Raw genomic sequence first — 19548 nt, forward strand, 5'->3', positions numbered from 1 at the left:
TGGGCGTCAGTGGCAAGCTGAGCAACGTATCCCGCTTTGCCCTAGAGCCGTCCGGCGCGGTTCAGGACCGGGTTGGCGTACTGGGCAAGCCACCAGTCACGCAAGTGAGTGGGAACCTCGGCCAGGCGCGCACGAAAGCGCTGACGATCCATCTCGGTGACCTCGCTGAGATCGACGAGATCGGGAGCCAGACCACTGGCTTCGAGTGCCAGTTGGTGGCTCGGGAAAAGATGATAGCCATTCAGTACTTGCTTATCGATCTCTTGCGCGACGGATTCAGGACTGTCGAAGTCCCCGGACAGCGGCGTACCGAAGGTCAGCTTGATCCGGCCCTTGGCGCCGGTAATGCCGGCCACGATGGAGCGAATATCCTCGAATTCGATCTTCTGATAGGCGCCCTCGGTATGCATCGCATAGAGTTCGCGAGCCTTCTGAAGATCACAGGGATCGTACTCATAGCTGATCGACACCGGGACCATTTGCAACTCGCCGATGACATCACCGAGCTTGGCCTGCTTGTCAGCCTGGCGGCCTGCCATGGTCAGCATCTTGATGATGGCCGGGTCGGCACGGTCGATGCCGTCCTTGGCGCGACCTTCGCGCTGGGCCATCCAGATGGAATGATTGTCTTCGCCGATCGAGTGGCGAATGTAGCTCGACAGCAGCTGATAAGCCGCCAGCATGGCACGCTTGCCCTTGGCCGAGCGGGGGACGATGAAACTCTTGTTGAGTCGCATCAGGTCCGACACATAGGGCTTCTGCAGCAAGTTGTCGCCGATGGCGATACGCACCGTGCTGCGACCAGCCTGATAGAGCGCATAGTTGACGAAGGCCGGGTCGAGCGCGATATCGCGATGATTGCCGATGAACAGGTAAGCCTGATCGTGCTTCAGCCGGTCGAGGCCTTCTACTTCGAAGGTCTCGGTGGTGGTGCGAATCATGCGATCCATGTAGCTCGCGATGCGCATCTGGAAGTCATAGACGCAATTGACTCCGCGCATCTCACGCCGAATGCCGAAACTGGCAATGGTGCGCGCCAGGCGAGGCGCGATCCGCGCAAGCCTTGGCAATTTGAACTGGGTCAGTGCATCGAGCAGCTCGGCATTGTTGGCCAGCCGCACGATGACGTCGGCCACCTCGTCGTCCTGGTAGGGGCGAATACTGGCAAAAGGGTCGTTTGTTGTGGCGGATTCTTGAGTCACGATGAAGAAATCACCAGGTTGAAGGCTTGAAAGGTGCAGACGTTAACCATCATGGGCTAGGCGGCGCGGTAGAGGCTTCACCGTCCAGCCAGCCGATCATGCGTTCCACGACCTCGGCAAGTGTCTGCGCCATCAGCACGAAATCGGCCTCCATGCGCAGGATGGCATCATCGCCGTCGTTAGTCTGGCTGGCTTCATCAAGCAATGCATCGGAAAAGCGTAATGACTTGAGGGCCAGGTCATCGTGCAGCACCAGTGATAGCTGCCCTTCGACTTCAAGGGCCAGTTTGTGCGCCTGACGTCCGCCTTCGAGCAGGGTCTGGATCTCGTCGCTATCCAGGTCCACGGCACGAGCACGCAACACGCCATCGTCTCCCTGTGCCTTGAGTTCAACCTGATCGCCCAGTATCAGCCCCGTCGGTCGGCTGTCGGCCTCTTTGAGCCAGGCGGTCATGGCCTTGATCGGCAAGGTCTGGGTGGCAAGTGGGGTGACCTTGAGGCTGCCCAGCGTCTGTCGCAACAGGTCGAGCATTTCCTCGGCGCGGGCACGGCTACTGGCGTTGACGGCGATCAGGTCGCGACGCGTGTCCCACCAGAGGTCTATTTTCTGACTCTTGATGAAGGCGCGTGGCAGCAGCTCCTCATAGACCTGCTCCTTGATCACCTGCTTTTCCTTGCGCGGCAGTGGTCGACCTTCCGCGACTTCGCGGTCGGCGCAGCGCTCCTCGACTTCCTCTCGTACCACGCTCGCTGGCAGCACCCGCTCCTGGCGTAGCGCCGATAGAAGACGGTGCCCCTGGATTTCATGGAGATGACGTTCACTACTGCGACCGCCCGGCGTCCGCCAGCCCAACCGGGTGGCTTCACTCCCCCCTAGTGGACGGAAGGCCTGTTCGGCGAGCTGGTCTTCCAGATCGTCATGGCTGAGCTGCGGGGCATCATGCAGGCGATAGAGATGCAGGTGCTTAAACCACATGGCAAGTCTCTGACAAAAAAGGAGCAGTATTATGGCCAAAGGGGGCCTTCGGTGCCAGCGCTCGGCCGGCGGCACACGTAACGGCAGATACAGGGTCAGGCGCTTGGCGGTGCGTCTAGCGGGAAATCGCGCAGCTCGGGGGCCTGGCCGCTGACGAGACGAATATCCCAGCCTTGGTCCGGCTGCCAGTCGCCCAGCACGATGCGCGCGGCCGGCTGATCGTCAAGCGTTACCTGGTGCACGGCAGGGCGGTGAGTATGGCCGTGAATCAGTGTGGTCACGCCGTGGGCCGTCATCTCCTTGATCACCTCATCAGGTGTCACATCCATGATGTCTTCGGCCTTGTTGGAGTTGGCATCGCCGGACTGCTCCCGAATCTGCTTGGCCAGTGCCAGCCGCTCAGGGATCGACATGGCGAGAATCTGTGCTTGCCACTGCGGGTCGCGGGCCTTGGCACGAAACGCCATATAGGCGTCGTCTCGGGTGCAAAGGCTGTCGCCATGCATCAGCAAGAGAGGTTCATCGCCGTTGTCGAGTCGCGTCGGGTCATCGAGAAGGGTGGCACCACAGGTGTCTGCAAAGCGCTTGCCCATCAGGAAGTCTCGGTTGCCATGCATCAGATATATGGCGGTGCCTGCATGACTCAGCGTACGCAGGGCCTCGACGACACGCTTAACGAGTGCGGCGTTGCCGCTGGGTTCAGCCTCTGGCAGGTCGAGGATGTCGTCACCGACCCATGCTTCGAAGAAATCGCCGAGGATATAGAGGGCATCGGCCTGGCTGGCGGTGTGCTCCAGATAGGTGACAAAGCCATCGGTGACCTCGGGGGCTCCCGGGTGCAGGTGCAGATCGGAAATCAGCAGAGTCGTCATGGCGAGCCTGTTCTTGTGGGTGCAATTCGTTTAGTGCTGATCGTCTCAGCGTGTCGTCGTATTGACCAATAAAGGGGGTCCAATGGAAGGGCAGTACAACGACACACGCCCGCACAAGGGCGGGCGTGTCGGTGGAGAACGCTCGATGTCAGGCGTCGCCTTCGGCCTCATCCTTGATGTAGGCCCGTTGGATCACCACGTCATCAGCCGGTACGTCGGCGTGCATGCCGCGACGGGTAGTGGGCACCGCACGGATCTTGTCGACCACGTCCATGCCATCAACCACCTTGCCGAATACGCAGTAACCCCAGCCCTGCAGGTTCTTGCCGCTGTGATTGAGGAAGTCATTGTCGGCAATGTTGATGAAGAACTGAGCGGTGGCCGAGTGCGGGTCCTGGGTGCGTGCCATGGCAAGCGTGCCCTTGAGGTTCTTCAGGCCGTTATCCGCTTCGTTCTCGATCGCTTCACGCGTCGGCTTCTGGTTGAAGTCAAGGTCGAAGCCGCCGCCCTGCACCATGAAGCCATCGATGACGCGGTGGAACAGCGTGTCGTCATAGTGGCCGTCAGTCACGTACTGCTGGAAATTCTCGGCGGTCTTGGGAGCCTTGTCGAAATCGAGCTCGATGGTGATATCGCCGTAATTGGTCTGGAGAACAATCATGTCAGTTTCCCGGAAGTCGTGTGGGGCGTCTTGGCGTTGCGCATCTGCGTCGCGCTATAATAGCTGTTTTGCATCGACGCGCGAAGTCGGTATCTGCCATCCACTCGGGTTGATTAAGGTGAGCAAGAGGCCGGCCCGTCGCCAGCGTACTCCATCAAGAGGTTCTCAGACGCCCCATGAGCAATGAAAGCACCAGCGCCCCGAACTTCATTCGCAATCAGATTAGCGAAGAGATCGAGGCTGGCAAGGTCGACAAGATCGTTACCCGTTTTCCGCCGGAGCCCAATGGCTTTCTGCATATCGGCCATGCCAAGTCGATCTGTTTGAACTTCGGGTTGGCCGAACAGTTTGGTGGCGACTGTCACCTGCGCTTTGATGACACCAATCCGGCCAAGGAAGAACAGGCCTACATTGATGCCATCAAGGAAGACCTTCACTGGATGGGCTTCGAGTGGGCTGGCGATGTGCGTTATGCATCCGATTACTTCGATCAGCTCTACGCCTGGGCACAGCACCTGATCCGTGAGGGCAAGGCCTATGTCGATGACCTGTCACCGGACGAGATTCGTGAGTACCGCGGCACCTTGACCGAAGCCGGTCGGCCGAGCCCCTATCGCGAGCGCAGTGCCGACGAAAGCCTCGATTTGCTCGAGCGCATGAAGCAGGGCGAGTTCGCCGAGAGCGAAAAAGTGCTGCGGGCCAAGATCGATATGGCGTCGCCGAATATCAACCTGCGTGACCCGATCCTTTACCGCATTCGCCAGGCCGATCACCATCAGACTGGTGACAAGTGGAAGATTTATCCCTCCTACGATTTTGCGCATGGCCAGTCGGATGCCCTTGAAGGGGTAACGCATTCGGTCTGCACCCTGGAGTTCGAGGATCATCGCCCGCTCTATGAGTGGTTCCTCGATAACCTGCCGGTACCGGCCAAGCCGCGCCAGATCGAATTCGCGCGCTTGAACCTGAGTTACACCCTGACCTCCAAGCGCAAGCTAAAGCTGCTGGTCGATCAGGGGATCGTTGATGGCTGGGACGATCCGCGCCTGCCGACGATTTCCGGGATGCGTCGCCGTGGTTACACTCCGGCTTCGCTTCGCAAGTTCTGCGACATGATTGGTGTGACCCGCGCCGACGGTGGCCTGGTCGAAATCGGCATGCTCTATCATGCCATTCGCTCGGATCTCGAGGACAATGCGCCGCGCGCCATGTGCGTGATGAAGCCGCTCAAGGTGGTGCTGACCAATGTCCCCGAGGGACACGAGGAGGTCTTCGAGGCTGCCGGTCACCCGGCACGTGATGACATGGGCACGCGCAAGCTGCCGTTCACTCGCGAGATCTGGATCGACCAGGACGACTTCATGGAGGAGCCGCCTAAGAAGTTCTTCCGCCTGGCGCCCGAGAAGGAAGTGCGCCTGCGCAACGGCTACGTGATCCGCTGTGATGAGGTGGTCAAGGATGCCGACGGCGACGTCAGCGAGCTGCGCTGCTCGGTGGATTTCGACACCCTGGGCAAGAACCCGGAAGGCCGCAAGGTCAAGGGCGTCATTCACTGGGTCAGCGCTGAGCACGGTGTGCCGGTCGAGGTGCGCCAGTACGACAACCTTTTCCAGGTCGAGGTCCCCGACAAGGACAAGGACGCCGACTTCCTGGATCACCTGAATCCCGAGTCACTGGTCATCGTTGAAGGTATTGCCGAGCCGTCGATTCGTGACGCCGCCCCCGAAGCGCGCTATCAGTTTGAGCGGGTCGGCTATTTCTGCGCCGACCGTCATGCCTGCGCCGAGGGCAAGCGGGTATTCAACCGCACGGTGGGACTGAAAGATGGTTGGGCCAAGGCACAGAAGAAGGGCTGATATGCAGATCTACAACACTCTGACCCGTTGCAAGGAGCCGTTGGCGCCGATCGAGCCCGGGAAACTGCGCATGTATGTCTGCGGTATCACCGTCTACGACTTCTGCCACATCGGACATGCTCGGGTAATGGTGGCCTTCGATGTCATCACCCGTTACCTGCGCGCCCGGGGCTACGACGTCAATTACGTGCGCAACATCACTGATATCGACGACAAGATCCTCAAGCGGGCCGAGGAGAATGGAGAGGCCATCGATGCACTCACCGAGCGCATGATTGCTGCCATGCACGAGGATGAGGATCGTCTCAAGGTGTTGCGCCCGGACCATGAGCCGCGTGCTACCCGCCATATCAACGACATCGTCGCGATGATCGAGACCTTGATCGCCAAGGAGTATGCCTACGCCGCCGATAACGGTGACGTCTACTATCGGGTTCGCAAGTTTGCCGATTACGGCAAGCTCAATAACCGCGACCCGGATGAGATGCGCTCCGGGGCGAGGATCGATGTAGGAGAACACAAGGAAGACCCGCTGGACTTCGTGCTGTGGAAGGCCGCCAAGCCTGGTGAGGCCAGCTGGCCCTCGCCCTGGGGCGAAGGGCGTCCGGGCTGGCATATCGAGTGCTCGGCCATGTCGACCTGCTGCCTGGGTGACACCTTCGATATCCATGGTGGTGGACCTGACCTGACCTTTCCGCACCATGAGAACGAGATCGCCCAGAGTGAGGCCGCTACCGGCGCGCGCTACGTGAATACCTGGATGCATGCCGGGGCAGTGCGGGTCGACAGTGAGAAGATGTCCAAGTCGCTGGGCAACTTCTTCACCATCCGCGAAGTGCTCGACGTGCACGACCCGGAAGTGGTGCGCTACCTGCTGGTAGCCAGCCACTACCGCAGCCCGATCAACTATGCGCCGGATGCCCTGGACGATGCCCGCCGCTCACTTGAGCGTTTCTACAACGCGCTTAACGACGTCGAGGCCATTGAGGGTGAGGTTGATCCCCGCTTCGATGAGCGCTTCTGTGCGGCCATGGATGACGACTTCAATACCCCAGAGGCTCTGGCTGCTCTCTTCGATCTGGCCCGTGAGCTCAACGTGGCCAAGAAGGATGCGCCCGAGACCGTCCCGGCGCTGGCCTTCGAGCTCAAGCGTCTCGGCGAGGTGTTGGGTCTCTTCGATCAGGATCCGGCGGCTTTCCTGCAGGCCGGTGCCAAGGCGCTTGCCATCGGCGAAGAGGAAATCCAGGCACGTATCGAGGCACGCGCCGCGGCGAAGAAGGCCAAGGATTTCGCTGAGGCTGATCGTATCCGCGACGAGCTTGCCTCTCAGGGGATCACCCTCAAGGATTCCCGCGAAGGCACTACCTGGGTGGTTGATCGCGACTAGGCCAGGCTTTTGCCCTGTTAACGGGTGATGGCCACCGGGGCGGGTGGCAGCGGCATCTTGCGTGGCCAGTCGTCCCCGACCACAAATAGTCGCTGCCAGATGCCGTCTGCACTCTGCAACACCAGCGGCAGCGGCGCGCCCCAGGTGCTGCTGAAACGCGTTGCCAGGTAGGCGTCTATCTCCTCGAGTGGCCTTAGCTGCTCGGGGAGGGGCGGGGCCAGCCAGTGAGGCTTGTGCAGCCATGCTCCTCGGGTGCCGGCGCTCAAGCGAGCGCGGAAGGCCGGCCAATCGTGCCAAAAAAGCCACTGGCCGCGCAGGTGGTCGACAGTGGCTTCGGTGGGCGAGGGTAACGGCGGTCGATCAGGGGCAGGCACCCATGGATAAAAGAGCACTCCAGGCATTGCCGTCCGCTGATGATGCCGGCGCTCTTCTTGGCCGAGCGCTATCGATGCTTTCGTCTCTTGATGCATGAATTCGCCGATGGCGAGCCGTGCCTCCGGGGTATCGAGCAGCGGTAGCTGATGGTGGAAGAGGTGGCTTCGTTTGCCGGCAAGGCTATCGGCACAGCCGGGGCCTATCCAGCGCGCCTGACTGTCTGCACCCTGTGGTCCTTCGTGCACGCCCAGGTAGAACTTGATCGCCACTTCCAGGTGAACGGGCACAGATTCTGCCTGTTGTCCCTGCCCAGCCGCACGGCGAGACCTGGGTTTTTGCTGGTACAGTATATCCAGCTCACCCAGCGTGCGGCGCTCACGCATGACCGGCAGGTTGTGGGTCACAAGCCTGGTGTTGGGAGCGCTCTCAAGGAGGAATTGCCAGAGTTTTTCGTGATAGTGCCCCAGCCGGGCGCTAACGGCATTGCCTACCCAGGCTTCGAGTGACTGAGGGTCGTCTTCCAGCCGATCCAGGTAGTCTCGCCAGCCGCCATTCTCGAGTCCTAGCTCGCCAAGCCCTGGCCGCCCCAGGCAGGGCATTGCCAACAGGTCGGGTGCCAGGCACAGCCACCCCAGGTCACGCACCAGCGGGTGACGCCAGGCGCCCAGCATGCTATCTGGATCTGTCTCTTTATCGTCGTCCATTGATTCCTCAAGCCAGGGCAGTGGCTTAGCGTTGATATCTTGCCGATGGGGCCTTCCTGACATTGTAACGTCAGTTCCTTATACTGATCTGACACTTGTCACACCACCGACTGGGGTAAGCGCAATGAAGCAGACAATGACATGGATTGCAGCATTGGCAGCCACTGCCGTAATCGGACAGGCACAGGCGGCGGAGCCGGTGGTTGTGTCCTCTAAAATTGACACCGAGGGCTCGGTACTCGGCGAATTGATCATGCAGTCGCTAGAGGCTGGCGGGATCGAGACCGAGAATCGACTCCAGTTGGGTGGTACCAGCATCGTGCGCGAGGCGATCATCGCTGGCGAAATCGATATCTACCCTGAGTACACCGGCAATGGCGCCTTCTTCTTCGACATGGCTGATAGCCCAGTCTGGAAGAATGCTGACAAGGCACATGACAAGGTCCGCGAACTCGACCGTGAGGCCAATGATCTGGTGTGGCTGACCCCGGCAGAGGCCAACAACACCTGGGCGATCAGTGTGCGCGAGGACCTGGCAAGCGAGCATGGCCTCGAGTCGCTCGACGACCTGTCTCAGTATCTGGCCGATGGGGGCGAGTTCAAGTTTGCCGCCAGCGCTGAGTTCGTTGAATCCGAGGCAGCGCTACCGGCATTCCAGGAAGCCTACGGCTTTGAGCTCGACTCCGATCAGCTGGTGGTGCTGTCCGGTGGCAACACTGCCGCGACCCTGCGCGCGGCTGCCCTGCAGACCAATGGCGTCAACGCTGCCATGGCCTACGGCACCGATGGTGGCCTGAATGCTCTGGGCCTGCGCGTGCTCGACGATACGCTCGGCGTACAGCCTGTCTATCAGCCGGCACCCCTGGTGCGCGAAGACGTCCTTGAGGCCTACCCGCAGATCCCCGAACTGCTCTCGCCAGTCTTCGACGCCCTGGATCTCGAGACACTGCAGCGTCTTAATGGTGAAGTGTCCGTCAACGGCGCCGACCCCGCCAAGGTCGCCTCCCGCTTCCTCGATGGTCTCGAGCAGTAAGCCTGCGGGCGGATTGCCTTGACCACCTTGGCCTTATCGCCACACGGGGCCCGGCGGCAGCCGCCGCCAAATCGGGTGCTGCTGGTGCTGATGTCGGCAGCCCTCGGGGCCCTCATACTTCTTGACCTTGCAAGCGTGCAGCCCAACCGGATTGTGCCAGGACAGGGCGTCGATCTGTGGAAGATGCTGGGGCCTGCGGGCTTGTTCGTGGCGCTATTCCCCGTGGGCGTCGCTTGCCTTGCCTGGCGAGCAACGTCAGGAAGACTTCTCCTGGCGCTTTGTTTGACCCTTATTGCCATGCTCGGCCTGCCCTGGGCGCTTGCCGGGTTCTGTCATGTCTTCATCGACCCGGATGCGCCCTACGCCCGGGCGGGGCTGGCGGCCGGCTTCTGGGTCGTGCTGTTCGTGTTCATGTTGGCACTGATCGAGCTCAAGGGACGCCTGCGGCTGCCGCGTGGCAGTTGGTGGGGAGTAGGGGCGATGATGCTGGGGTCCTGGGCCTTGGCGCTTGCCAGTGGGGTGCTGGATAAACTTTCCCTGATGCAGGAATACCTGGGTCGCAGCGATAAGTTTATCGATGCGCTTGCCTATCACAGCCTCTTGGTAGCCTCGGCCGTGGGGGTGAGCCTGGTGTGGGGCTTTTGCCTGGCCCTGGCCATGCGCCGCTGGTCACGGCTTGAACGAGGCATCAATGGTGTCCTGAGCCTGATTCAGACGATCCCCAGCCTGGCCTTGTTTGGCCTGCTGCTGGCTCCACTGGCCTGGCTTGCCGATCGTTTTGACTGGCTGGCGGCGATCGGTGTGCAGGGAATTGGCGCTGCGCCGGCCCTGATCGCCCTGGTGGGATACAGCCTCTTGCCGATGACGCGCAACACCTTCGTGGCACTCGCGGATGTCGATCCCGGTGTGATCGAATCCGCTCGTGGTATGGGCATGAGTCCGCGTCAGGTCTTTCTGCAAGTGCGCTTGCCGTTGGCATTGCCGGTATTGATCGAAGGGGTGCGCATTACCAGCGTCCAGGCGATCGGTCTGGCGGCGGTGGCCGCCCTGATCGGCGCCGGCGGGCTTGGCACCTTCGTCTTCCAGGGGCTGGGACAGGCCGCCATGGATCTGGTGTTGCTCGGTGCTTTGCCGATCATCGTCATGGCGGTCGTGGTTGACGGTTTATTGACGGCCCTCGCCGGGGCGCTGCGACAAGGAGCTCGTGATGACTGAGCAGGTGCGTATCGAGCTTAAACACGTCTCCAAGCGCTTTGGCGGAGACACGGCCGTTGATGATCTCTCACTTGCCATCGCCACTGGCGAGTTGTGCGTGCTGGTAGGTACCTCGGGCTGCGGCAAGTCCACGACCCTGCGTATGATCAATCGCCTGATCGAGCACAGCGACGGCGAGATCCATATCGATGGCCAGCCCATTCGCGAGATCAATGAGCAGGCGCTGCGGCGACGTATCGGCTATGCCATCCAGAGCACCGGGCTCTTCCCGCACTGGACGGTGGCACGCAACATCGGCCTGGTGCCGCGGCTATTGAAATGGCCCGCCGAACGTATCGAGAAGCGAACTCGCGAGCTGATGGCGTTACTGGGGCTCAAGGAATCCGAGTTCGCTGACAAGTACCCTCATCAGCTATCTGGCGGTCAGGCACAACGCGTCGGCGTAGCCCGAGCCCTGGCGGCTGACCCTGACATCCTGCTGATGGACGAACCCTTCGGCGCCCTTGATCCCATCACCCGTGAAGCCTTGCAGGATGAACTGCTCAGGCTTCAGGCCCGCCTGAGCAAGACCATCGTCTTTGTGACTCACGATATGGAAGAGGCTCTGAAGCTTGCGGATCGTATCGTCGTCATGCATCGCGGAAACATCATTCAGCAGGGTAGCCCCAAGGAGCTGTTGTCGGCACCGGCTGATGAATTCGTCGAGTCATTGCTTGGTGGACGCGATCGGGGCCTCAAGCAGGCAGGCCTCATACCGGTGCGTGATGTGATGCATCCAACCGGCGCGCGGCGCCAGACTACTGCAGCGGCGGTCAGGGCCGATGATGACGTGCGACAGGCACTATCGGTAATGCTGCTGCACCGGCTATCGAGCCTGACCGTGGTGGATGATCGCGATCGCACTGTAGGGACGCTGGGTGTGGATGACATCATGCAGCGCAAGAGTGTGCCCGCTGACAAGACGGACAAGGATCAGGCCAGCCGCGAGACCAACGACGAGGCGGTTGATACTCCCGGCACAGACTCCCGGAAAGGCGATGCGGGTGATGCTGATGTTGCAGGCAATGAAGCGGCGCCTGCCACGCCTCAGGAGCGTCGTGATGAGGGGTGAATCGCTACCCGGTGTGAGTGCATTGCCCTGGCGACGCTGGGTGGCACCTCTGGCATGGTTGTCGGTGCTGGCGGGCCTGCTGATCGTCATGCCGCACCTGGGGCCGCTGTTTGCCGCCATCGATCCTGAGGCGCGGGAGCCCATCTATCGTCGCGATGCCTTCGTTGATCTGCTGGTCAACCACCTGCTGCTGGTCGCCGTTGCCTCGACCATCGCCATCGTCTGTGGGGTGAGTGCCGCTATCATGGTGACTCGGCCCTGGGGGCGCGATTTTCTGCCACTGGTCAGTCAGTTGGCCTCCATCGGGCAGACTTTCCCGCCGGTGGCGGTGCTGGCGCTCGCTGTGCCCTGGCTGGGCTTCGGCGGGCTGCCGACGGTGGTGGCCCTGGTGCTCTATGGTCTGCTGCCGATCGTGCGCAATACCCTGGTCGGTATCGGCGAGGTCGATCCCGCCACCCGGGAGGCTGCCCGCGGCATGGGCATGTCGCCAAGCCAGGTGCTCTGGCAGCTCGAACTACCGCTGGCCGCGCCGGTCATCCTGGCCGGCATCCGCACCTCGGTGACCGTGGGAATCGCCACCGCGGCCATTGGCTCGACCATCGGCGCCAAGACCCTTGGTGATCCGATCATCGCCGGCATCATCAACGGCAACACGGCCTACATTCTGCAGGGCGCGATTCTGATCGGCGTGTTGGCGCTTTCCATCGACAGCGTCTTTGCGCGCTTGCTGCCCGCACAGCGCTGACGGTTCCCCTATCGAGTTCTTATCTCGAGCCGCTTTACCGCTGTTTAGCCCCTCCTTGTCTCGATCTGCCTTGCCCCTTCCTGCTCGTTCTTTCCTTTTCGCCCATAGCGGATCACTGGCCGTTCATGGCGCCTGCGACCATGGTCTCAGGCGCGGTGGCTATACAGCACCCCATGCCGGGATCTATCTTACGTTAACGTAAACCATGTGGCAGTTGATGATGATCAAGCGGTATGTCATCGCTTGGGTTTATGGCTATCTTCTGATTAACCATGCCCTCAAAAGGGGCGTGAGGCTTTTCACCACCACCCCAGGGAAGAGCATCATGACAACCACCACTTCCTCGCTCGTTCACTCTCCGCACTTCCTCGAAGGCGACGAGTTTTCGATCGATACCTTTGCCTTACTCAAGCAGGACGGCAGCCTCTACGAAGGCGCCACGGCGCCAGATCTCGATCGTGATAAGGCATTGCGTATCTACCACGCCATGGTCTTCACCCGGGTGCTCGATGAACGCATGCTGGCCGCCCAGCGCCAGGGCCGATTGAGCTTCTATATGCAGTGTACCGGTGAGGAGGCCGCGGTGATCGGCAGTACCGCGGCGCTGGATGACGACGACATGATCATGGCTCAGTATCGCGAGCAGGGGGCACTGGTCTATCGCGGCTTCAGCTGCGATGAATTCATGAATCAGATGTTCGGCAATGAGCGTGACTACGGCAAGGGCCGCCAGATGCCGATCCACTATGGCTCGGCGGCGCTGCATTACATGACCATCTCTTCGCCGCTGGCCACCCAGATTCCTCAGGCTACCGGCTATGCCTATGGGCAGAAGCTGGCCGGTGACGGTCACTGCACCATCACCTACTTTGGCGAGGGCGCCGCCTCGGAGGGCGATTTCCATGCGGCCTTGAACATGGCCACCGTACACAAGGTCCCGGTGATCTTCTTCTGTCGCAACAACGGCTATGCGATCTCCACCCCGGCGGTCGAGCAGTTTGCCGCCGATGGCGTCGCCCCGCGGGCCTTTGGCTACAAGATGCGTGTCATCCGGGTCGATGGCAACGATATGCTGGCGGTCTATCAGGCGACTCTGGAGGCGCGCCGGCTGGCCGTCGAGCAGAACCAGCCGGTACTGATCGAGGCCATGACCTATCGCCTGGCGGCCCACTCGTCTTCCGATGATCCCTCCGGCTATCGCAGCAAGAAGGAAGAAGAAGCCTGGCGCGAGAAAGACCCTATCCTGCGTCTGCGTCGCTGGCTGGAAGGGCGAGAGTGGTGGAGCGACGACGAAGAGAAGGACTTGCAGGAGCGCCTGCGCCGGGAGGTGCTGGAGACCATGAAAGTCGCCCAGAAGTGCCCGGCGCCGCCGCTGGAGAGCCTGATCACCGATGTCTATGACACGCCCACGACGCAATTGAACGAGCAGCTTGCCAAGCTGGAAGCCCATATCCGACTGTATCCAGAGGCCTATCCGAAGAGCGCTTCTCGATACTCGACCGAACGTTCGGCCCAAGGCTCGTCTACATCATCGGATGATGTGACCGACCAGGGAGGGCACTGAGATGGCGACCCTGAATCTGCTGCAGGCGATCAACCAGGCGTTGGATATCGCCATGGCCGACAACGAGCGAGTGCTGTGCTTCGGTGAAGACGTCGGTGGCTTCGGTGGCGTCTTTCGAGCCACCAGCCACCTGCAGGAAAAATACGGCAAGGCGCGCTGCTTCAATACCCCGCTTGTCGAGCAGGGCATCATCGGCTTCGCCAACGGCCTGGCCGCCCAGGGCTCGACGCCGGTGGCGGAGATCCAATTCGCCGATTACATCTTTCCGGCCTTCGACCAGATCGTCAACGAGTCGGCCAAGTTCCGTTATCGCTCGGGCAGCCTGTTCAACGTCGGCGGTCTGACCATTCGCGCCCCCTATGGCGGCGGCATTTCCGGTGGCCTCTATCACTCCCAGTCGCCGGAGGCCTACTTCGCCCATACGCCGGGCCTCAAGGTCGTGGTGCCCCGCAACCCGCATCAAGCCAAGGGCTTGTTGCTGGCCGCCATCCGAGATCCCAACCCTGTTTTGTTCTTCGAGCCCAAACGGCTCTACCGGGCCTCGACCGGTGAGGTGCCGGAGAGTGACTATCAGCTGCCACTCGGCGAGGCCGAGGTGGTCAAGGAGGGCCGGGATATCACCCTACTGGCCTGGGGGGCGCAGATGGAGGTGATCGAAGAGGCCGCCGAGCTCGCCGAGAAGGAGGGCATCTCCTGCGAGATCATCGACCTGCGCAGCATCCTGCCCTGGGACGTTGAGACCGTCGCGACCTCGGTACTCAAGACTGGCCGACTGGTGATCAGCCACGAGGCCCCATTGACCGGCGGCTTCGCCGGCGAGATCGCCGCCACCATCCAGGAGCGCTGTTTCCTGTACCTGGAGTCGCCGATCAGCCGGGTCACCGGCCTGGATACGCCCTTCCCGCTGACGCTGGAGAAGGAATACCTGCCCGATCGCCTCAAGGTCTTCGAGGCGATCAAGGCGAGCATGGCGTACTAGGTCCCGATATCCGGACAGGAGAGCAACGATGAGCGATTTTATGCTGCCCGATATCGGCGAAGGTATCGTGGAGTGCGAAGTGGTCAAGTGGCTGGTCGGCGAGGGCGACGTGATCAAGGAGGACCAGGCCGTCGCCGAGGTGATGACCGATAAGGCACTGGTGGAAATTCCTGCGCCCTATGATGGTCGGGTGACCCGGCTTTATTACCAGGAAGGTGAGATCGCCAAGGTGCATGCGCCACTATTTGACCTGGTGGCAGACGAGTCCGACCAGCCAGAACGGGGGAATGGTGAGGACTCAGTAGCCTCCTCGGAAGCCGAGTCACAGCCGATAACTGACCAGGCGCCGACACCTGCGGATGCTTCGAATGCCACGACAGCAGCCGCCATGGGGGGCGATACCATCGATTTCATTCTCCCGGATATCGGTGAGGGCATCGTCGAGTGTGAGGTGGTCGAATGGCGCATTCAGGAGGGCGATGAGATCCTAGAAGACCAGCCGGTGGTCGATGTGATGACCGACAAGGCGCTGGTCGAAATCACCGCCCCCGAGGCGGGCCGCGTCAGCCGGTTGCACTACCAGCAGGGTGAGCATGCCCGCGTGCATTCGCCACTCTTCGCTTACTTGCCCGAGGCACCGGCCACTGCCGCTGAACCCACAGAGGATAGGCCGACCGAGCAGGCGCAAGCAGCAGGGAAAAATGCGGCCGCACATCAAGCGCAAGGTATTACCAATGAAGGCCATGGCGCCTCTAAAGAAGGTCATGTCGCTTCGAAGTGCGGCCGTGGCGCCTTCGGGCGTATTCCGGCGAGCCCTGCGGTTCGGCGGCTGGTGCGCGAGCATGAGTTGAGCCTGTCTGCCATTCCTGGCTCTGGCAAGGACGGTCGGGTGCTCAAGGACGACGTGTTGCGCTATCTCGACCAGGCAAAAGTCGCTCAGGCAGAAGATCATCACCTCTACCCCGAGCGGCCTGCAGAGTCCTCCGCTTCATCGGCGCAAGCTGGGGATGCCATGGCCGAGGTCGAAGGCGGGGTGCGAGTCGAGCCGTTAAGGGGTATCCAGGCGGTAATGGCTCGTCGCATGGCGGCGTCGGCGAGCACCATTCCGCATTTTGCTTATGGCGACGAGATCGATGTCACCGAGTTGCTGGCGCTGCGCGAGCGTCTCAAGCCTGAGGCCGAGGAGCTGGGGGTAAAGCTGACCCTGATGCCCTTCTTCATGAAGGCGCTGGCGCTTGCCGTGCGGGATTTTCCGATTCTCAACAGCCGGCTCAATGATGAGGTCACCGAGATTCACTACCAGCGTGCCTGCAACATCGGCATGGCGGTGGATAGCCGGGCCGGTTTGATAGTGCCCAATGTGAAGGGTGTCGAGTGCAAGAGCCTGCTGGCCATCGCCTCCGAGATCGAGCGCCTGACTCAGGCCGCTCGCGAGGGGCATGTACCGCAGGCGGATCTGAAGGGCGGTACCATCAGCATCTCCAACATTGGCGCCTTGGGCGGCACCTATGCCACGCCGATTATCAATGCTCCGGAGGTGGCTATCGTTGCCATCGGCAAGACACAGCGACTGCCGCGCTTCGATGCCGAGGGCCAGGTGGTGAGTCGCGCGATCATGACCGCCACCTGGTCGGGTGATCACCGCCTGATCGATGGCGGGACCATCGCCCGCTTCGTCAATCGCTGGAAGGGCTATCTGGAGTCACCGCAGTCCATGCTGCTTCACCTTGGTTAGGCATTGTATGCCGAGTGTCTGTGCTCGTCGCCTGGCAGAAGCAGCCTAATGCATTTCCACACCCTATCCCGATTTCCTGGCGGCGGGGCAGGTGGCAGCGAGGGTCTTTCGCCAGGGATGGCGAAAGTAGTGCCCATGGAAGGGTTCACAGCGCCCTCGCGATGACCTGCCGCCAACCCGAGGAGGTGTTGAAGTACACTCTTTGATCAGGATTGAAAGACACCGTAACGGGATGAGCCCATGACGGCGACGTCGCTCCAGCAGTTCTACATCCCGGAAGAGCAGTCGATCTATCTGCTCAGCCATGATGATGCCAAGAAGCTCAAGGACTGGGTCGCGCTCTGCCAGACCCAGCTCGAGCAACTCGGCTATCGAGATATCGCGCTGATCGGCAAGGGCGCCTACGGCTTCGTCTTCGCGGGGCGAGCAAGGCATCTGGATGGCGAGGTCGAGCATGTTTTCAAGTTCTCGCGGGTGACCCTGCCCCAGCGTCTGCAGGAACGGCTCGAGGAAGAGGCCTTCATGCTCGAGCAGGTCGAGCACCCGCGGGTACCCAGGTTGATCGCCTATCAACGAGTACGTAACCAGTCGATCCTGGTCATGGAGCGAGCGCCGGGGGAGAACCTCGAGGAGGTATCATTACGCCACGGACGACTGGCGCCGCGGCTGGTGGTGCGCATTGCCGCCCAGTTGGCGGATATCCTGCGCCATCTGCGGCAGGAATCGGGGCGACACAAGCCGCTGGTACATGGCGACATCAAGCCCTCCAACCTGGTCTTCGATGCCGCCAACGAGCGAATTGCTCTGATCGACTGGGGCTCGTCGGTGTTCGCGCAACTCGACGAGCGATTGCAGCACGTGGCCACCAACGTCATGGAGCTGATGTCCGACAACCTGCAGCAGACCAATGCTCGGCTAGGCGATGTCTATTTTATCGGTGAGGAGCAGCTGAATGGCGCGCTTTCCTCGCCACGCTTTGACGAGCAGGGCGCGGCCGGCACTCTCTATGCGCTGGCCTCGGGGCAGTCCTGTCGCTTCGGCCACCGGGCGATTCCGGCGACGTCGCTTGGGCTGCCCAGGGAATTTGCCCGCATGCTCGACGCCATGCTCTCGCCGGACCCTGCGCTGCGTCTGCAGGCCGGCGACTACTTCCTTGCCGAGATGCCGCGACTGGCACGCACGGTGATGATCGATCTCGACGAAGCCCCCGAGTCGCCCCTGCTACCGGTATGGGTGCGGCCTGCCGAGCGGGAGATCGATACCGTGGTCTACAGCTCGCGCAAGGCCTTCCTGCGTGAGGAGGGGGCACCCGAGCAGATGAGCGAGGTCAATGACGTTCAGCTCGACCGCTATTACAAGAACTTCATGCAGGGCATGGGGGAGACCGAGAAGGCCTTCCTGGCGGCGGTCAGCCGATTGGGGCGCTATCCGGTGGTCGGTGGATTGGCGATTCGCTGGGAGGCCGATGGCATCTACGTTGATACCTCACTGAACCTGCATGATCCCGCGCTGAAGGAGGCCTTCGTCAGTGCGGTCAACAACATGATCTGTCTGGCACGCGCCATCTATCGACGGGGGATCTTCAAGAGCTGCCTGTTCAATGCGCGGGAGACCCTGCATGTCGACCGCCACGGGCCTGATCAACCGTTTATTCTTACGCCCGACATGCGCCTGCCCTATGAGGTCAGCGCGGTTCCCGAGCTCGAGGACCATACCCGGGTTCACTCCTACTTCGAGGATGGCCCGGACCCCGAGGAATTCCTGGTGCTGCCCGATGAGATCATCGCTTCCCTGGAGGCCCTCAATGCCATCCACCACACGGGGATGATCATCTTCGAGGCGCTGCCCACCCACCTGAAAATTCATAGCTACTACCGGCTGCTGGATCCCGAGCGTGAGGACGAGTTTCGCAAGCGACTGGATGACATTCTGGCCGCGGTGGCGCTGATCGAGGGAATTGGGGTGTCGGGCTTCATGAAGATGCCCTACAAGGACACCAAGTTCTTTGCCCACATCGAGCGCATGCCGGAGCGCTACTATCCCAAGAACCCCTATGCATAAGTGGTTTGCGAATTCGCCTGACCGACATGCGATGACGCGCTTTCGCTAGCATGAGCCGCTGCGTCATCATCCGACGGTCGACTAGCCGCAGTAGCCAATAGGTCAAGAAAGTCGCAATGAGGGATTCTTGCGGGGGGCTCTGCCGGATGAAGATCACCATCGTTGATCGTGAAGCGGCATCGGCGGCCCTGAGGCAGGCGATCAGACCAGTCCGCGCGCCTTCAGCAGGTCGGTGATGATCGGTACCGGCGTCATCATGTGGTCACATATCAGGTTAGCGGCTTGATCGGCTTCTCGGGCAAGTACCGCATCGACAAGGGCTGCATGCTCCTGTCGCTTGGCAGCCAATGCCTGATCAGAAAACGCTGTCTGGCAGAGCCAGAGATGGCGATAGCGTGCGGCCTGATCAAAGAGACTTTCCCTGGCCATCAGCAATTGGCGAGAGCCACAGCCGGCGACCATGGCGCTATGGAAATCCTGGTGGCGGCGGTCCCAGACATCGAGCATTTCATCGGGACTATGCACTTCGGCCACTTTGCCCAGCGTATGGGCCCTGGCCAGTATATCTGCTTCCCAGGCATCATCGCCGCGCTCGATGGCCAGGCGTACCAGCATGGCTTCAAGCTGGGCTCGTGCGTCATAGATATCGTTGAGCTCATCGACCGACATGGGCGCCACGCGATAGCCGCGTTGGCTGATAGCCACCACCAGGTGCTCGGCTACCAACTGTGACAACGCTTCACGCAAGGGGCTGACGCCAAGCGCGTAACGCTCCTTGAGGCCACTCATCAAGAGTTTCTCACCCGGCTGGTAGACGCCTTGAATGATGTCCTGCTTGAGCCATGCATAGGCGCTGACGCCCATATTCTGGCGCGGCTCTCCTTGCTGGGCAGGGCTTGGACGAGGGGTAGTGTCCTTGTCGGTGGAGGGGGCCATAAGTGCTTTCCATCGCGAGGTGATGATAATCGCCACATGATACCCAATCCGGTGGGAATGGGCATATCGTCTCTGATGGGCCTCAAGGATGCCTTGTGGATCACCCACGCCAAGACGCTATATTCGCCATGGCAGG

Annotated in this window: 16 protein-coding genes; 10 read left to right on the forward strand and 6 right to left on the reverse strand. The window is 61.1% G+C overall.

Annotated elements, in window-relative coordinates:
• Positions 1-41 precede the first annotated feature (41 nt).
• The 4 genes from HF027_RS07795 to HF027_RS07810 all read right to left on the reverse strand — a co-directional run bounded on the left by HF027_RS07795 (position 42) and on the right by HF027_RS07810 (position 3711).
• A complete protein-coding gene (locus HF027_RS07795) occupies positions 42-1202 on the reverse strand; it encodes a 1-acyl-sn-glycerol-3-phosphate acyltransferase (RefSeq protein WP_245184592.1) in 1161 nt (386 codons plus the stop codon).
• A gap of 49 nt (positions 1203-1251) precedes the next feature.
• Positions 1252-2178, reverse strand: coding sequence for a recombination-associated protein RdgC (locus HF027_RS07800; RefSeq protein ID WP_168014471.1), 927 nt, complete (start codon positions 2176-2178; stop codon positions 1252-1254).
• A gap of 95 nt (positions 2179-2273) precedes the next feature.
• Positions 2274-3050 (reverse strand): UDP-2,3-diacylglucosamine diphosphatase, encoded by a 777-nt coding sequence (locus HF027_RS07805; protein ID WP_168014472.1) that lies wholly within the window; start codon positions 3048-3050, stop codon positions 2274-2276.
• A 148-nt stretch (positions 3051-3198) separates the two neighbouring features.
• Entirely contained in the window at positions 3199-3711 is a 513-nt protein-coding gene (locus HF027_RS07810; protein WP_168014473.1) for a peptidylprolyl isomerase, read from the reverse strand.
• 176 nt (positions 3712-3887) lie between these two features.
• On the opposite strand from HF027_RS07810, the gene HF027_RS07815 reads away from it, so the two are divergent.
• Together HF027_RS07815 and cysS are read left to right on the forward strand one after the other, a co-directional pair.
• The gene (locus HF027_RS07815; RefSeq protein ID WP_168014474.1) at positions 3888-5567 is read left to right on the forward strand and encodes a glutamine--tRNA ligase/YqeY domain fusion protein; all 1680 of its coding nucleotides are present in this window, start codon (positions 3888-3890) and stop codon (positions 5565-5567) included.
• Between the two features lies 1 nt (position 5568).
• Positions 5569-6954, forward strand: coding sequence for a cysteine--tRNA ligase (gene cysS / locus HF027_RS07820; protein WP_168014475.1), 1386 nt, complete (start codon positions 5569-5571; stop codon positions 6952-6954).
• A gap of 17 nt (positions 6955-6971) precedes the next feature.
• Here cysS and HF027_RS07825 read toward each other — a convergent pair whose 3' ends face one another.
• On the reverse strand, positions 6972-8033 hold the full coding sequence (locus tag HF027_RS07825) for a DUF1853 family protein (protein WP_245184594.1): 1062 nt from the start codon (positions 8031-8033) through the stop codon (positions 6972-6974).
• Positions 8034-8169: 136 nt separating this feature from the next.
• Between HF027_RS07825 and osmF the strand changes: the two genes are divergently transcribed.
• From osmF to HF027_RS07865, 8 genes are all read left to right on the forward strand, one after another.
• Positions 8170-9066 carry a glycine betaine ABC transporter substrate-binding protein OsmF gene (gene osmF, locus HF027_RS07830; protein ID WP_425338672.1) on the forward strand — a complete coding sequence of 299 codons (897 nt, stop codon included), beginning with the start codon at positions 8170-8172 and terminating at the stop codon, positions 9064-9066.
• Between the two features lie 282 nt (positions 9067-9348).
• Positions 9349-10281, forward strand: coding sequence for an ABC transporter permease (locus tag HF027_RS07835; protein WP_245184596.1), 933 nt, complete (start codon positions 9349-9351; stop codon positions 10279-10281).
• Positions 10274-11392, forward strand: a complete 1119-nt coding sequence (locus HF027_RS07840; protein ID WP_168014477.1) for an ABC transporter ATP-binding protein — start codon at positions 10274-10276, stop codon at positions 11390-11392. The genes HF027_RS07835 and HF027_RS07840 overlap by 8 nt, the downstream gene beginning before the upstream one ends.
• Entirely contained in the window at positions 11382-12137 is a 756-nt protein-coding gene (locus HF027_RS07845; protein ID WP_168014478.1) for an ABC transporter permease, read from the forward strand. The genes HF027_RS07840 and HF027_RS07845 overlap by 11 nt, the downstream gene beginning before the upstream one ends.
• Before the next feature lie 325 nt (positions 12138-12462).
• Positions 12463-13701 (forward strand): thiamine pyrophosphate-dependent dehydrogenase E1 component subunit alpha, encoded by a 1239-nt coding sequence (locus HF027_RS07850; RefSeq protein WP_168014479.1) that lies wholly within the window; start codon positions 12463-12465, stop codon positions 13699-13701.
• Position 13702: 1 nt separating this feature from the next.
• On the forward strand, positions 13703-14680 hold the full coding sequence (locus tag HF027_RS07855) for an alpha-ketoacid dehydrogenase subunit beta (RefSeq protein WP_168014480.1): 978 nt from the start codon (positions 13703-13705) through the stop codon (positions 14678-14680).
• A 28-nt stretch (positions 14681-14708) separates the two neighbouring features.
• Entirely contained in the window at positions 14709-16415 is a 1707-nt protein-coding gene (locus HF027_RS07860; RefSeq protein WP_168014481.1) for a dihydrolipoyllysine-residue acetyltransferase, read from the forward strand.
• A 240-nt stretch (positions 16416-16655) separates the two neighbouring features.
• Positions 16656-18476 (forward strand): protein kinase domain-containing protein, encoded by a 1821-nt coding sequence (locus HF027_RS07865; protein ID WP_168014483.1) that lies wholly within the window; start codon positions 16656-16658, stop codon positions 18474-18476.
• Positions 18477-18677: 201 nt separating this feature from the next.
• On the opposite strand, the gene csiR is transcribed toward HF027_RS07865, so the two are convergent.
• Complete coding sequence (gene csiR / locus HF027_RS07870; RefSeq protein WP_168014485.1) at positions 18678-19412, reverse strand: DNA-binding transcriptional regulator CsiR; 735 nt, start codon at positions 19410-19412, stop codon at positions 18678-18680.
• Between the last annotated feature and the right edge of the window lie 136 nt (positions 19413-19548).

This window comes from Halomonas salinarum (genome assembly GCF_012062845.1).
GTDB classification, from domain to species: Bacteria; Pseudomonadota; Gammaproteobacteria; order Pseudomonadales; family Halomonadaceae; genus Onishia; species Onishia salinarum.